This is a genomic window from Streptomyces sp. NPDC031274, assembly GCF_055570235.1.
This window is the reverse complement of the sequence record NZ_JBVIHP010000013.1, coordinates 141,108-155,350: the sequence shown is the minus strand read 5'-3', so window position 1 is coordinate 155,350 and position 14,243 is coordinate 141,108. Positions and strand designations below refer to the sequence as shown.

Here is a 14,243-nt window from a genome sequence, read left to right as displayed (position 1 = left end):
CTTCGTGTGCTCTACGCAACCGCGCGACCACGCAGAGCGGTACCGTTGAAGCAGTTTCGGGACGCGAAAGGCTCAAAAGCACGCAAGAGCGCGGAGCCACCAAGAGCCACCACCAAAAACAAACCGGACGCGGCCCGCGACCACCGCCGCCCGAGATCCGTTGGACATACGACCAGTTCGCACGGGCCGTACCCCACTCGCCCGCCCCACCACACACACGGGAGCGGACCCACCCGCCGCGCTCGATCACTCCCCTGAACTCACGGGTACCGCGAAAAGGCTGATCGCTCCGCGACGGCAAAATATGACCCTGCCCCGACGCGGGGTCCTCGACGGGGTCGGCCCCTCAACCGCCTTACCGCTCCCCGGACGCTTCTTGGGCGTTCTCCGGACGATCTCGGGAGGATGAGCTACGCAAGAGGCCCCCGGAGTTCGGCGTGGTCGAGGACCACTCGCCGAACCACTGTTCGGCGCCGAACTCCTCGAACCGTTCCACCTCGGTGAACCCCAGCTTCTCCGCGAGGCGCATCGAGCGGTCGTTGGCAGACTGGGTGCAGAGCACCACCGGCTCGCCGGGGAATGCGTCAGCAAACCAGTCGAGTGCTGCTGCGCATGCCTCGGCGGCGTACCCGCGTCCCCACGCTTCCGGCAGGAACATGTAACCGAGCTCGGCCTCCCCGGCTTCCGGACGGAGGTGCCCCAACCGCTCTGCATCGCGCCGATCGAGCGTGATCGTGCCGATCATCGCTCCATTGAGATCGATCACGAAAAGGCCAGGGCGCCGCCCGGGTATCTCAGGCACGGCCCGTTCGAGCTCATCGCGTGATCGAGGGCCACCGAGGTGAGCGCGCACCTCTGGCGATGCAAACAGTTCGATGAAGGCCTCACGGTCGCGGGCCTCGGACTCACGGAGCACGAGCCTCTCGGTACCGATCTGGGCAGGTGGCCAGGCGACGGGTCCGAGTTCAGACATGGCGGGCAACCTATCGCACGCTCGTGAGAGTGATCCGAAAGAGAAGACCTAGTCGCACTCGCGTAGGCAGCCGACAACTCTGAGCCTTCTTTCTGATGACTTCCTGCCTCTGCCCGCCCTCGCCTCAAGGCCCTGCGGATGCGTCGCACCCAGCAAGCCGGGGAGCGCACTGCCGCCGGTGACGCTTGGCAGGACAATGGTGCGTTCGGCGCTCGACCAACTGTCCGGCGCGATGGACGCCACCGGTTAGGGCGGTCGCGCGGTTGCTGTACTTCGTCGCTGCTGTACTTCGCCGCTGTACGGACACGGACGGTGTCACCCTGCTGGCAGACGTGGCGCCACCCGATGACGTCGCCGAACTCGATGGGTACCTGCGTGAGCTGGTGCACGGCGCAGCGCCTGGCGCGCTGGAGCTGCTGATCGACCAGGCAGATCGTGAGATCCAGCGGACCTTCCCAGAGGTCGACGCGACCTTGGCCCTGCGCCGTGCCTTCAACTAGCGCTCCTAGATCCCCATGGGGAATCCGGGCGCGAAGCGGCGGCCACCGTCAAGGATGCCGATCGGGCCGTACTTCGCGGTGACGACCGCCTTGCGCCTGGCGGTCTCCTCCTTGCCGAACCAGTAGCGCTCGTTCATCCGCCCCCACGCGGCCCGGTAGACCTGGTGGGTGTAGTCGCCGTGATCCCACTCGCCGATGACCTCACGGTCAGTGGCGTGCACGAACTTGATGTTCGTACGGTCCTGGATACGGCAGAGGACGGTGAACTGTGCGGCAAGCGCGTGGATCATCTCGTCTACGGGCACCGCTACGGGGATCCCGGCGGCCTCCTCGTTCTGGTGCGTCATCTCGTAGACGGCCGCCTTAATCGCCATGGCACGCATGGCCTCGGGGAACAGAGGCTCGGTGTCCTTCGCGACGTCGAACCCGTCCACCAGGGCGTACCCCATGAAGCACTGCCAGCCCTCGTCGTACTTCGCACATGCCGTGCGCAGGCGGTCGAACTCGCGGTCAGCCTCGACGATCGCGAGGATGTCGCGGGCTCGCCGCGCCACGATCTCCGGGGCGGGCCGTTCTAGCGTTGCGGACACTGCTGCACTCTCCTTCGGTGGTTGGTGCATCGGTGGACCCGTCCGGCTGCCGACCGCCGTCAGCAACGGCTGTCGGACGGGCGCTACCGCCGTACAGGCGGCAGTACTCCCCTCCCTGGCCACCGTGGGGGAGCACTTCGGGTGACCAGGGAGGAGCTCATGAGGTGGTCGGACTTGCGGCAGTCACGCCAAGCACGAATCCGATCGATGCCGAGATGGTGATGATCAGGAGGGGTCCGGCGTAGCTCGTCACGCGGGCGGCTAACCGGCTCACTGCTGCTCGCCCGCACTACGTTCATTGGCCTCATGGACCTTGGCGCTAAGCACGTCGCTGGCGTCCTCTTGGGCCTGGGCCGCTCTGTGCTGTGGGCACTGACACGGTGGGTACTTCATGGACCCAGGCGGCAGCTCGTACCCGTCCAGGGCGTCGACCTTCAGCACGCCGTTCGTGCCCTGCTCCTTGGTCATTCGGGCAAGTTCTGCCCGCGCTTCGCTTCTCATGACTCAACCCCTCGGGGGATGTCTGCGGCGAGCGTTTCGCCGATCTTTCGTGTGCTCTACGCAACCGCGCGACCACGCACGGCGGTACCGTTGCAGCAGCCTCAGGACTTGAAAGCCTTGAAAGCACGCAAGAGCGTGGGGAGTTGAGAGTCATGGCGAAGCGCGAACCGAACGCAGCGCTCGGCCACCTGCTCGCCGAGAGCCGTTGGACATACCGCCAGTTCGCTCGGGCCGTGAACCGCATAGGCACGGAAACCGGCACTCCCTTGCGCTACGACGAGTCAGCCGTGAGCCACTGGCTTGGCGGCACCGTTCCGCGTGACGCCGTGCGGGGCTGCATCCTCGAAGCCTTCTCCCGTCGGCTGGGCCGCCCGGTCACGCGTGCCGAAGCGGGTCTGCCCGTTCCCTCTGATCACTCGCCCGTGTCCACGGATACCGTGGAAGGGCTGATCGATCTGGGGAGGCAAGATATGGACCCGTCCCGCCGCAGAGTGCTCGGTGCGGGCCTGTTCTCGGTCGCCTTGACGATCCCCGGATGGCCCGACGTCATCGGACGCGCTGAGGCCGTACAGTCCGGACGCGCGTCACGCATCGGCATGAACGAAGTAGACATGGTCATAGCGATGACCGAGCGCGTCTCAGAGCTGGACGACCAGTTCGGCGGACGTCACGCACGTCCCATGGCGGCCTCGTTCATGGTCAACACCGTCGCTTCGTACCTGCGTGCCGATGCTCCCGAGGATGTCCGGCAAGCGATGCAGTCCGCTGCATCGGACCTGCTGTATCTGACTGGCTACATGGCCGTGGATGAAGGACTTCACGGGCTCGCCCAGCGCTACTACGTCAAGGCTTTGGAGCTGGCTGGGGCGGCTGAGGACCACCTGACGTACTGCACGACCTTGCGTGGCATGAGCGTGCAAGCGGTCGACCTGCACCATGGGTCCAAGGCCATGGAGCTGGCGGACGCTGCTGCCGCAGCATCTCCGAAGGCTGGGCCTCGGATGCGGGCCTTCCTTGCGGGGCAGCAAGCGCACACGGCGGCACAGACAGGCGACCGTGCGAGTGCCTTGCGGTACATCCGGGAGGCAGAGGCCGCCATGGACCGTGCCGAGTCTCGGGGGAAGGCGTTCGGTTCGTACGATCCGTCGTCGCTGAACTACCACATCAGCCAAGTGCGCTACGAACTCGGTGACGTGCCCGGAGCCGTGGAAGCCATGCAGCAGTCGGACAAGGTCCGATTCAGCGTCTACCGGCGCGCACGGGTACGGCACCGTGCCACGCTCGCTGAACGGCAGCTAGAGATCGGTCACTTGGAAGCTGCCTGCGCCACATGGCACCAGGCGCTCGACGACTACCCCATGGTCCAATCCGGGCGGGCCGACGACCGTGTGAAAGCCATGTTCGGCCTCATCCGGCCGCATCTGAAGAACGCAGCAGCCCGCGATCTCTACGACCGCGCGCGGACGATCGCACCCCCCGCATTGGTCAACTGATCCGCTTCTGCCGGGCCCAATGAATGGCGCGCTGACCCACGTGGCCGGCACTCGCGGCTTTGGCCGGTGTCCTGCCCGGATTGGGGTCGGGCATGGTCAGGGGGCCGTACGCTTCCCGGCAACTCGGGCAGCCCTCACGCCAAGTCCCCGTCTGCGCTGCCGCAGACGGGGACTCCGCCCTGTGCGTCAGTTCCTCCGGCGGCGCCCCTGCGCATAGGGACCGTGGCGATCATGTTCCCGCCATTCCTCGTCATGGGGATCGCGGTCTTCGCCACCTGCGTTGTCTCCAGGAGCCGAAATGTGTTGCCCCTTGTCGACCTTGGCCAGCAGCGAGGCAAGGGGATCAGGAGGATCGTCGCTGAAACGATCGGAGCCGCGCTCGGGCGGTGGCCCCGGCTCTGTCCCGTCGTGTCGCGATCGTGATGTACCGCTCATGAGCAGCCCCCTCCGACTCACTGAGATGCACCCGAGATCTTTCACTGGAAGGTCGCGGGTAACCCGACTTCGACCTTGCCGGTGCTGTGCAATCTTGCCGTAAGCCGACCGCCATTGGACACACTTCAGACCTCAACAACCCTCCATATCTTGTGCGTTGGCTTCGCTGGCGAGGCTGGGAATGTGTGCCGTCAACGCCGGAAGACCTCGCGGCTCCGAGTGATCGCGCAGACGCAGCACCACCACGGTTGGAAAGCGTGTTGAGCGGTGTGTGCGAAGCCTTCGGCGTCATCCGCCCTCGCTCAACTCTCGGTTGGTCGTGCGGTCCGTCGCCGTCAGCCGAGGTACGGGCGCTCGCGGTGCTCCAGAAAGTGCCGGAGCCTGAGCCGCTGGGTGTGGTGCATCGGCAAGTCCTCAAGTTCCTTCGGGCGGACGAACCGGAGTTCCGTCGACTCGTTCGAGATCGCGAGCTGTCCGCCGACTGTCCGGGCGGTGAAGCAGATATTGAATTGTCGCCGGACCTCGCCGTCCGTGTACTCGATGATGTGCTTCGGGTCGGTGTACGTACCGACCAAGCCCGTGATCTCCACGTCCAGGCCGGTCTCTTCCTTGACCTCGCGGACCGCCGTGCCGGGTAGAGAATCGGTGAGGTCCATTCCGCCCCCGGGCAGCGCCCACAGGTCGTTGTCCCGACGGCGCTGGAGCAGGATGCGCCCCTGCTCGTCAGTGACGACCGCTGCCGCCGCGACGACCATGCTGTTCGGCTTGGGTGCGTTCGGGTCGTCGTAGTACTCGGTCCGCGCCACGGTCACTCCTCCTGCCGTACTGGTTCCGCTGCCCGCGAGACCAGGACCGAGGACTCTGATGACTTCCTGCCTCTGCCCGCTCCCCGCCTCAAGGCCCTGCGGATGCGTCGCACCCAGCAAGCCGGGGAGCGCACTGCCGCCGGTGACGCTTGGCAGGACAATGGTGCGTTCGGCGCTCGACCAACTGTCCGGCGCGATGGACGCCACCGGTTAGGGCGGTCGCGCGGTTGCTGTACTTCGTCGCTGCTGTACTTCGCCGCTGTACGGACAACGCAAGAGGCCCCCGGATCATCTCCGGGGGCCTCTCATCTGTGTGCACTCGGCAGGATTCGAACCTGCAACCTTCTGATCCGTAGTCAGATGCTCTATCCGTTAAGCTACGAGTGCTTGATTCTTCTGTTGTGCTGCTCTTCCTTCCGGGGTTTTTCGCCCCGGTCGGCGTTGCGAGAACAACATTACATGACCTGCGCCGTGAGGCGAAATCCGTTTCCCCCGACCCGTCTGAGCTGGGGAAACAGCCGCAAACGGGCCTCGAGCGAGCCGTTGGCGATCCGTACTCACGACCGAAGCCCCGGTCCAGTGGACCGGGGCTTCGGGATCTTGCAGCGGAGGCGGAGGGATTTGAACCCTCGATGGGATTTAAGTCCCAAACCGCATTAGCAGTGCGGCGCCATAGACCGGACTAGGCGACGCCTCCAGCTTGCACACCTGCGCGAACGCGAGGGGTGCGTGCAGATGATGACACAGCCAGGCGGCGTGTCACCAATCGCGGATTCCAAGGTACTAGTCGGGCGGCCCGCAGAGCAAAGCGTCTTCCGCCGCCCGCAACGTCGCGGCGTCAACGGCGTTAGACGCGATAGAGCCCGTACGTGTTCGCGTACCCGGTATCCCGCACCCAGTGGAGCCCCGTCATGCTGCGCCGTCTCGTCCTCACCGCCGCCGCGGCCGCCGCCGCGCTGTCCGCCGCGCCCGCCGTCGCCCACGCCGACATGGGCCCCCTCCACCTGCCGACGCCGTTGACCAAGTCGACCCCCGACCGGCTCACGGTGGAGGTCACCGAGGCCGGGGACGGGCGGGACGGGACGTACGAGCTGGAATGTCACCCGACGGGCGGCACGCACCCGCACGCGCAGGACGCGTGCGGAAAGCTCGACCAGGGCAGGTGGGGCAGCGACACCTTCGCGCCCACGCCGGCCGACGCGAACTGCACCATGCAGTACGGCGGCCCCGCCACCGCGCACATCACCGGGACCTGGCACGGCCGGCCCGTCGACGCGACGTACAACCGCAGCAACGGATGCGAGATCTCCCGATGGGACAGGCTCGTCCCGGTGCTGCCCGAGGCCACCGCCTAGCTCCGGACCAGGTTCGAGGCGGGTCGGGAGCTGGTCCGAGGCGGGTCGGGAGCTGGTCCGGACCAGTTCTCGGCTAGCCGTTTTTGGCCACGGCCGGGGCCGCTTCTCTGCCCCGGTCGGAGCCGTCCTGCCACCACCTCGTCGTGACCAGGGGGTACGGAAGCCTCACATCTTCTGCGTGCGACCTCCCTCTCATCCGGCGTCACGCGCACAACCGCTCCCCGTAGACTCCCTCCCGTGACACGCCGCGGGCCGCGGGGCAAGATGGCCTGGACGAGTCGGCAAGCAGCAGTAACCAGGGAGGAAGCGTCGTCGTGAGCAGCAGGCCATCCCGAGGCGCTGCTCGCCTCGCAGCCATACTCGACGCGCTCCCGGACGCGCTGGTCCTCGTGAATGCCAACGGGACCGTCGTGAACGCGAACGCGATCGCGCTCGAGGCGTTCGAGACGCCGGGCACCGCCCTCGTGGGACGTGGGCTCCTCGATCTGTTGCCGGAGTTCGACTCCCGGCTCATTCCCGGATCGATGCGCAGGCCCGAATCCACCGACGAGCGCGGCCGGACCAAGCCGACGCGGATGATGGCGCGGCGCACGGACGGCAGCGAGTTCCCCGTCGAGGTCACCAGTTCGAACCTCGAGGACATCCGGGACGCGTACGACAATTACGGCTACACCGGCGACGAGCTGCTCATGCTCGTCGTACGCGACCTTTCGGGCGCCGTGGACACCGAGGCCGAACTCGCGCGCTCCCAGCGGCAGACCGAGATGATCCTGCGCGCCGCCGCGGAGGGTGTCGTCGGGACGGACACCGAGGGGCGGGTCGTTCTCGTCAACCCCGCCGCCGCACAGATACTGGGTTTCCGGGCCAGCGACCTCGGCGGGCAGGAGCTGCACCATCTGGTGCTCCACTCCCGCGCCGACGGCGAGCCCTTCCCCTACGAGGAGTCCCCGCTCGCGGACACGCTCCGCTCCGGGCGCAAGCACCGGGTACGCGGACAGGTCCTGTGGTCCAAGAGCGGTGACCGGGTCGCCGTCGACCTGACGACGGCGCCGGTGCGGGACGGGGACCAGCTCGTCGGCGCGGTCATGACGTTCACCGACCGGCGGCCCTACGACGCGCTGGCCGAGGAGCACGAGGCCGCGATCGCGCAGCACGCCGAGGAGATGCAGGCCGCGACCGACCGGCGCACGGAAGAGCTGCGGGCCGCCACCGAGCGGCACGCCGCCGAACTGGCCGCCGCCGCCGAGGAGCGTGCGGAGGAGATCGCCGCCGAGCAGGAGCGCTACGCGGCGCTCGCCGAGCGCGAGAAGGACCGGTTCGAGGAGCTGGCCGAGAGCGAGAAGGCGCGGTACGACGCTCTGGCCGCGCGGCACGAGCAGCTGCTCGCCGTGCTCGGTTCGTCCCTGCGCGGTCCGCTCGACGAGCTGCGGCGCGAGCTGTCGGCTCTCGCCGCCGATGACGCCGGGCAGTTGTGGCCCGAGGCGAATCAGGTCCTTCATCATCTTTCGGCCGGGTACGCGCGCATCACGACCCTGGTCGACAACGTCCTGGGCTTCCAGTTGCTCGACTCGGGCACGGAACAGCTCTCCCGCGTGAAGGTCATGCTCGACGCCGTCGTCGCCAGCGGTGTGGAGGGCGCGGTCGAGCTGATCGGGCCCGGACGCGCGCAGTTCGCGGTGCACGCGCCGCCGATCGAGGTCGAGGTCGACCCGGGGCGCCTTGCCACGGCTCTCGCCCACCTGGTCGCCGACGTGGCCGGCATCGACGCCACGGGCAACGCCCGCGCCGGTGTGAACCCCTCGGCCGTGCAGGCCGGTGGCTACGTGGACTCGACCGTGGTCGTCGCCGCCGCTCAGCGCGGTGAGGTCGTCCGTATCGAGGTGCGGGGGCCGTACGCCGGGGGAGACCCGGTGCACGAGCCGATCGTCCGGGGCATCGTGCGGGCGCACGGCGGCGTGCTGCAGACGCATGAGGTGCCGGGGATGAGCGGCAATGCGTACGTTCTTGAAGTACCGATCGGTACAGGGAGCGGGGCGACTGGCGGGGCGAGTGGCGGTGCGGCGGCCGGTGTGGCGTCCGCTGCTCCTGAGGTGACGGGCGAATCTGTTGGCTCTTCGGTCGTCGTGCCTGAGCAGGCTTCGCCTGCCACGGGCGGCGGGCGGCGGCGGGCCCGGCGGGCTGCTGGGCCCTCGGTGGACTCCTTCCTGGAGAGTGCGGGTGCGGATTCGGGTGCGGATTCGGGTTCGGGTTCGGGTTCGGGTTCGGGGGCAGGGTCGGATTCCCTGGGCGGTTCTTCAGGTGGGCCTTCCGGTGGGGCTTCGCCCAGCGGGACCGGGAGGCGTCGTGGGCGCCGTGCGGCTGAGGCTGCTGAGGCGCAGGCCGCCGCTGAGGTCACGGGCTCGGGCTCGGGCTCGGGTTCGGGCTCAGGCTCAGGCTCGGGTTCGGCCGATGTGCCGGTTGCTCCGGAGGCGCCCGCGCGGGGCGAGGGTTCGCAGGCTTCCAGTGGCACTGGGCGGCGTCGTGGTCGGCCCAGCGCCGCGGAGGGCTCTACGGGCTCTACGGGCTCCGTAGGTTCCTCTGTGGCCTCCATGGGTTCCGTGGGCTCCGTGGTGACCGCTGCCGAACACGCCGCCGGGTCGGCTGCTCTGGGGCAGACGGTGCCGCCGCAGGGCGTTCCGGTTCGCGCGGGGGCCGTGGCACCTGCCCCTTCCGGACAGCGGGCCCGTCGGAGCGATGAGCAGCTGGCGTTGCCGCCCGCGCTGCCTTCTGCCGCCGGTGGTTCCGGGGCCGGTAGTGGTTCCGGGACCGGTACTGCTGTGGCTGTCGCCGGTGACGCGGGCGAGGCCTCGCCCCGGCCGACGGGGCGGCGCCGCCGTGCGCTGGCCGCCGCCAAGGAGCGGGCCGCCGCCGAGGAGGCTCCCAGCGGGCGCGTCTTCGCTCTGCCGCCCGCGTCCGCGGACCAGGACGAGACGGGCCAGCAGCAACAGCACGAAGCCGCCCTGCGCCACCCCGACGACGACCACACCCCGCCGCAGCCTCACCCGGCCCAGGCACCGACGGGCCGCCGACGGTCCCACTCAGCGCCGGGGACACCGGGGGCACCGGGGGCTCCTGAGGCGCCCGCTGCTCCTGGTGCTCCTGGTGCTCCTGGTGCTCCTGGTGCTCTTGGTGCTCCTGCAGCTCCCGGTTCGGCGGGGGAGGCACAAGGGGCGCCGCCCGCCGGTGTTCCCTCGCAGGCCACCACGTACGCCGAAGGCACTCCCGCGCAGGGCGTCCACACGCCCAGCAGGGGCGTCGCACTTCCGCCCGAGCGCGGGACCGAGGCCCGGGCCGCGCAGCCGCTGCCCGCCGAGGCCGCGCCCGGCGACCCCAACTCGACGCAGGGGCGCGCGATCAGCGTGCGTACGCTCGGGCAGGGCGTGCCGTTCGGCCAGCAGATCGCCGAGCAGCAGCGTCGGCTCGGGCTGCAGCAGGGCGGCCAGGCCTCCGCCGGGGCGACACAGCCCCCGCAACCGCCACAGAATCCGCAGATCCCGCAGGCACCGCAGCCTCCGCTGCCCCCGCAGGCATCTCCGGCACAGCAGGCTCCTCAGGCCCAACAGGCCACCCAGTCCCAGCAGCCCCAGCGGCCCCAGCCTTCCGCGCCGACCCCGGATGCCCCGGAGCCCGCCGGAGGCCCGCTGCCGGAGCAGGCACCTGAGCAGGCACCGGCACAGCCCCCGGCCACAGGGCAGTCACAGTCGCAGTCCCACACCCTCGGCGGCTCCGTCAGCGGCTCCGGGCGCCGACGCAGGCTGTCCACTCCCCCGGATCCCGCGGGCGAGGACCGCCCCGAGACCGCAGCCCGCCCGCACCCCCAGGCACAAGCCCAGGCTCAAGCCCAGCCGCAGTCCCGGATCGGGTCCTCCACCGAGGGCACGGGCCGCGCGTACGCGATCGGCGCACCGGACGAGGACGCCGACGAGGGGCCGGAGCCGCTGGACGGTCCCGGCGGCGCGGTCGAGGTCTCCAACCGGCCCCAGCCGCAGCCCATGGACGACGAACTGCCACCCGAGCCGCTGGACAACCCGCGCCGCCTCCTCGTCTGGCCCGCGCCCGACGTCACCACGCAGCAGGCGCTCAGCGACCGCGGCTACCGTCCCGTGATCGTGCACTCCCGCGAGGAGGTCGACGCCCAGATCGCGGCGTTCCCCGCGGCCCTCTTCGTGGACCCGCTGACCGGTCCGATCACGCGTACGGCCCTCCAGTCTCTGCGCCAGGCCGCCGTGGCCGCCGAGGTCCCCGTGCTCGTCACGGCGGGACTCGGGCAGGCGACGCGCGAGGCGGCGTACGGCGCCGACCCCGCCGTACTCCTGAAGGCCCTCGCGCCCCGCGACAGCGAGCAGCACCCGCCCCGCGTCCTGCTCATCGAGGAGCACGAGGAGATCGCGCTCGCCCTGACCGCGACGCTCGAACGGCGTGGCATGCAGGTCGCGCGGGCCGAGAGCGACGCGGACGCGGTGACGCTCGCGGCACAGATGCGGCCGAACCTCGTGGTGATGGACCTGATGCAGGTACGTCGCCGCAGGGCAGGAATCATCGACTGGCTGCGCGCGAACGGCCAGTTGAACCGCACCCCGCTCGTCGTCTACACCGCCGCCGTCGACCAGACGGAGCTGCCGCGGCTCGCGGCGGGGGAGACGGTGCTGTTCCTCGCGGAGCGCTCGACGAGCGACGAGGTGCAGGGCCGCATCGTGGATCTGCTGGCGAAGATCGGCACGAACTGACCGGCACGGGTTTCGCGAGCGGCGCGGGAGCCTCGGCCCTGGCCGGGAGCGCCTTCACCCACTGGGGCTGAGGCGGGGTGTGCGCCATCGCGACGACGGCGTGGCTGGCTCTCGGCTGGACCACGGCGATACGCCGCTCCGGCGAGGGAGCGGCGTAACGCCCGGGCTGCACCGGCAGGTAGCGCCCGGGCTTAACCGGAAGGCAGACAGACCCCTCAGAGCTTCGTGACGTCCAGCTCCCCGTCGGCGTACTGCTTGCGCAGCACCTTCTTGTCGAACTTCCCTACGCTCGTCTTGGGCACCGCAGGCACGATCGCCCAGCGCTCGGGCAGCTGCCACTTGGCGATGGTGCCCGCGAGGAAGTCGCGCAGGGCGGCGTAGTCGATGCTCGCGTCCTCCTTCAGCACGACCGTGGCGAGCGGGCGTTCGCCCCACTTGTCGTCGGGGACGGCGACGACCGCCGCCTCCGCGACATCCGGGTGGGACATGATCGCGTTCTCCAGCTCGACGCTGGAGATCCACTCGCCGCCCGACTTGATGACGTCCTTCGCACGGTCGGTGAGCGTCAGGAATCCATCGGAGGTGATCACGCCGACGTCGCCGGTCTTCAGCCAGCCGTCCGCGCTGAACTTGTCCTCGGGCTTGAGTGCCTCGCCGTCCGCGCCGCCGTAGTAGGCGCCCGCGATCCACGGCCCGCGCACCTCCAGCTCGCCCGCCGACTCGCCGTCCCACGGCAGGTGCTCGCCACCGGGCCCGACCAGGCGGGCCTCGACCCCGGTCGGGAAACGGCCCTGGGTGAGGCGGTAGGCGAACTCGTCGTCGGTGCCGATGGACTTGGCCGGCGGACGGGCGACCGTGCCGAGCGGGGAGGTCTCCGTCATGCCCCAGGCGTGGCAGACCCGCATGCCCAGCTTGTCGAACGCCTCCATCAGCGAGGGCGGACAGGCCGAGCCGCCGATGGTGACCTGTCCGAGCGTGCTGACGTCACGCGGCTTCGCAGTGAGTTCGGCGAGCAGGCCCTGCCAGATGGTGGGGACGGCGGCCGCGTGCGTGGGCCGCTCCGACTCGATCATCTCGGCGAGGGGGGCGGGCTGCAGGAAGCGGTCCGGCATCAGCATGTTCACGCCCGCCATCAGGGTCGCGTGCGGCAGGCCCCAGGCGTTGACGTGGAACTGCGGGACGACGACGAGCGTGGTGTCCGCGTCCGTCAGGCCCATGGACTCGCTCATGTTGACCTGCATGGAGTGCAGGTAGATGGAGCGGTGCGAGTAGACGACGCCCTTGGGGTCGCCGGTGGTGCCGGAGGTGTAGCACATGGCGGCGGCCGTGCGCTCGTCAAGATCGGGCCAGTCGTAGACCGTGGGCTTGGCGGCGATCAGGTCCTCGTACTCGTGCACCTGCGCCTGGACTCCGGCCAGCGGTGAGCGGTCGCCGGGGCCCGAGATCACCAGATGTTCGACGGTCGGCAGCCGCGGAAGGAGCGGCGCGAGGAGCGGGATGAGGGAGCCGTTGACGATGATGACGCGGTCGGCCGCGTGATTCACGATCCAGGTCAACTGGTCGGCAGGCAGCCGGAGGTTGAGGGTGTGCAGGACGGCGCCCATACAGGGCACTGCGAAATAGGCCTCGACGTGTTCAGCGTTGTTCCACATAAATGTGGCAACTCGCTCGTCGCCGTCGACCCCGAGGTCATCGCGCAGTGCGTGCGCGAGCTGGGCCGAGCGTTCGCCGATCTCACGGAAGCTGCGGCGGTGCGGAGCGGCCTCGCCGGTCCATGTGGTGACCTGCGACGACCCGTGCACGGTCGTCCCGTGCCGAAGGATGCGGGTGACGGTCAGTGGTACGTCCTGCATCGTGCTCAGCACGGCGTCCTCCCGGTGGGCGCGCGGCATTCATCCGGGGCGGCTCCCGAATGACCTACCTGGCAGTAGGGCTCGCCAGATTGTTGCCGCATACCGCACGGTATGTCACTAGGGCGGGAGAAGAAAGGTCCGCGGAGCCGCGGTGCTCACGGGACAGGAAGCGCCACGATCACCGGCAAGAAGCACGGCGGTCACCGACAAGAAGCGCGGCGGTCGCTGGACAGAAGTCGAGGGGATCACCCGCGCGGAATCGCGGCGGTCGCTGGACAGGAGTCGCGGCGATCACCCGCGCGGAATCGCGGCATCACCGGACCGGAATCACGGCGATCACCGGACCGGAATCATGGCAATCACCGGACCGGCGTGAGCTCCGGGTCCTCGCGCAGCTTGCCGAGAGCACGCGACACCGCGCTCTTGACGGTGCCGATGGACACCCCGAGCACCTCGGCCGTCTGCGCCTCGCTGAGGTCCTCGTAGTACCGCAGGACGACCATCGCCCGCTGCCGCGCGGGCAGCTTCATGATCGCGCGCCACATCGCGTCCCTGAGCACCTGCTGCTCGGCCGGATCCGCGACCGGCGTCACCTCGGGCTCGGGCAGCTCGTCGCACGCGAACTCGTCGACCTTGCGCTTGCGCCACTGCGAGGTCCGGGTGTTCAGGAGAGCCCGGCGCACATAGCCGTCGAGCGCCCGGTGGTCCTCGATCCGGTCCCACGCGACGTAGGTCTTGGTGAGGGCGGTCTGCAGCAGATCCTCGGCATCGCTCGGATTCGCTGTCAGCGAGCGCGCGGTGCGCAGCAACACGGGCTGCCGTGCCCGTACGTACGACGCGAACGACGGATACGCCGAAGGACTCGCTGTCCGCGTCGCGGCCTTCGATGCGCTGGTGCACATGGACACCATGGATACGGTCATGGCTCCACGCTAGAAGCGACCCCTACTTCAGCGGATCGGCCGCAGGTC

At 69.3% G+C, this 14,243-nt stretch carries 10 protein-coding genes and 2 tRNA genes; 4 read left to right on the top strand and 8 right to left on the bottom strand.

Annotated features, from left to right (window positions below; translation table 11 throughout):
• Nucleotides 1–355: 355 nt before the first annotated feature.
• On the bottom strand, nucleotides 356–973 hold the full coding sequence (locus ACZ5CR_RS21885) for a GNAT family N-acetyltransferase (RefSeq protein WP_468859819.1): 618 nt from the start codon (nucleotides 971–973) through the stop codon (nucleotides 356–358).
• Between the two features lie 332 nt (nucleotides 974–1,305).
• On the opposite strand from ACZ5CR_RS21885, the gene ACZ5CR_RS21880 reads away from it, so the two are divergent.
• Nucleotides 1,306–1,473, top strand: coding sequence for a hypothetical protein (locus ACZ5CR_RS21880; protein ID WP_468859817.1), 168 nt, complete (start codon nucleotides 1,306–1,308; stop codon nucleotides 1,471–1,473).
• Between the two features lie 5 nt (nucleotides 1,474–1,478).
• Here the strand turns inward: ACZ5CR_RS21880 and ACZ5CR_RS21875 are convergent, their stop codons facing one another.
• Together ACZ5CR_RS21875 and ACZ5CR_RS21870 are read right to left on the bottom strand one after the other, a co-directional pair.
• Nucleotides 1,479–2,063 carry a hypothetical protein gene (locus ACZ5CR_RS21875; protein ID WP_468859815.1) on the bottom strand — a complete coding sequence of 195 codons (585 nt, stop codon included), beginning with the start codon at nucleotides 2,061–2,063 and terminating at the stop codon, nucleotides 1,479–1,481.
• A 270-nt stretch (nucleotides 2,064–2,333) separates the two neighbouring features.
• Nucleotides 2,334–2,531, bottom strand: coding sequence for a hypothetical protein (locus tag ACZ5CR_RS21870; RefSeq protein ID WP_468859813.1), 198 nt, complete (start codon nucleotides 2,529–2,531; stop codon nucleotides 2,334–2,336).
• 185 nt (nucleotides 2,532–2,716) lie between these two features.
• Between ACZ5CR_RS21870 and ACZ5CR_RS21865 the strand changes: the two genes are divergently transcribed.
• Nucleotides 2,717–4,057: a tetratricopeptide repeat protein gene (locus ACZ5CR_RS21865; RefSeq protein WP_468859811.1), complete on the top strand. Its 1,341-nt coding sequence runs from the start codon at nucleotides 2,717–2,719 to the stop codon at nucleotides 4,055–4,057.
• Between the two features lie 770 nt (nucleotides 4,058–4,827).
• Here the strand turns inward: ACZ5CR_RS21865 and ACZ5CR_RS21860 are convergent.
• The 3 genes from ACZ5CR_RS21860 to ACZ5CR_RS21850 form a co-directional block, all read right to left on the bottom strand.
• The gene (locus ACZ5CR_RS21860) at nucleotides 4,828–5,298 is read right to left on the bottom strand and encodes an NUDIX domain-containing protein (RefSeq protein ID WP_468859809.1); all 471 of its coding nucleotides are present in this window, start codon (nucleotides 5,296–5,298) and stop codon (nucleotides 4,828–4,830) included.
• 314 nt (nucleotides 5,299–5,612) lie between these two features.
• A tRNA-Arg gene (locus ACZ5CR_RS21855) sits at nucleotides 5,613–5,685 on the bottom strand.
• Nucleotides 5,686–5,904: 219 nt separating this feature from the next.
• A tRNA-Ser gene (locus ACZ5CR_RS21850) sits at nucleotides 5,905–5,995 on the bottom strand.
• Nucleotides 5,996–6,209: 214 nt separating this feature from the next.
• Between ACZ5CR_RS21850 and ACZ5CR_RS21845 the strand changes: the two genes are divergently transcribed.
• Both ACZ5CR_RS21845 and ACZ5CR_RS21840 read left to right on the top strand, forming a co-directional pair.
• A complete protein-coding gene (locus tag ACZ5CR_RS21845) occupies nucleotides 6,210–6,653 on the top strand; it encodes an SSI family serine proteinase inhibitor (protein WP_468859807.1) in 444 nt (147 codons plus the stop codon).
• A 314-nt stretch (nucleotides 6,654–6,967) separates the two neighbouring features.
• Nucleotides 6,968–11,419, top strand: a complete 4,452-nt coding sequence (locus tag ACZ5CR_RS21840; RefSeq protein WP_468859805.1) for a hybrid sensor histidine kinase/response regulator — start codon at nucleotides 6,968–6,970, stop codon at nucleotides 11,417–11,419.
• Nucleotides 11,420–11,634: 215 nt separating this feature from the next.
• Here ACZ5CR_RS21840 and ACZ5CR_RS21835 read toward each other — a convergent pair whose 3' ends face one another.
• The gene (locus ACZ5CR_RS21835) at nucleotides 11,635–13,284 is read right to left on the bottom strand and encodes a long-chain fatty acid--CoA ligase (protein WP_468859803.1); all 1,650 of its coding nucleotides are present in this window, start codon (nucleotides 13,282–13,284) and stop codon (nucleotides 11,635–11,637) included.
• A gap of 347 nt (nucleotides 13,285–13,631) precedes the next feature.
• Nucleotides 13,632–14,195: a SigE family RNA polymerase sigma factor gene (locus tag ACZ5CR_RS21830; RefSeq protein ID WP_468859802.1), complete on the bottom strand. Its 564-nt coding sequence runs from the start codon at nucleotides 14,193–14,195 to the stop codon at nucleotides 13,632–13,634.
• Between the last annotated feature and the right edge of the window lie 48 nt (nucleotides 14,196–14,243).

Bases quoted from the DNA above. Each gene is read 5' to 3' on its own strand.
- ACZ5CR_RS21845 (WP_468859807.1), top strand. From the start codon at position 6,210: ATGCTGCGCCGTCTCGTCCTCACCGCCGCCGCGGCCGCCGCCGCGCTG.
- ACZ5CR_RS21865 (WP_468859811.1), top strand. From the start codon at position 2,717: ATGGCGAAGCGCGAACCGAACGCAGCGCTCGGCCACCTGCTCGCCGAG.
- ACZ5CR_RS21830 (WP_468859802.1), bottom strand. From the start codon at position 14,195: ATGACCGTATCCATGGTGTCCATGTGCACCAGCGCATCGAAGGCCGCG.
- ACZ5CR_RS21870 (WP_468859813.1), bottom strand. From the start codon at position 2,531: ATGACCAAGGAGCAGGGCACGAACGGCGTGCTGAAGGTCGACGCCCTG.
- ACZ5CR_RS21885 (WP_468859819.1), bottom strand. From the start codon at position 973: ATGTCTGAACTCGGACCCGTCGCCTGGCCACCTGCCCAGATCGGTACC.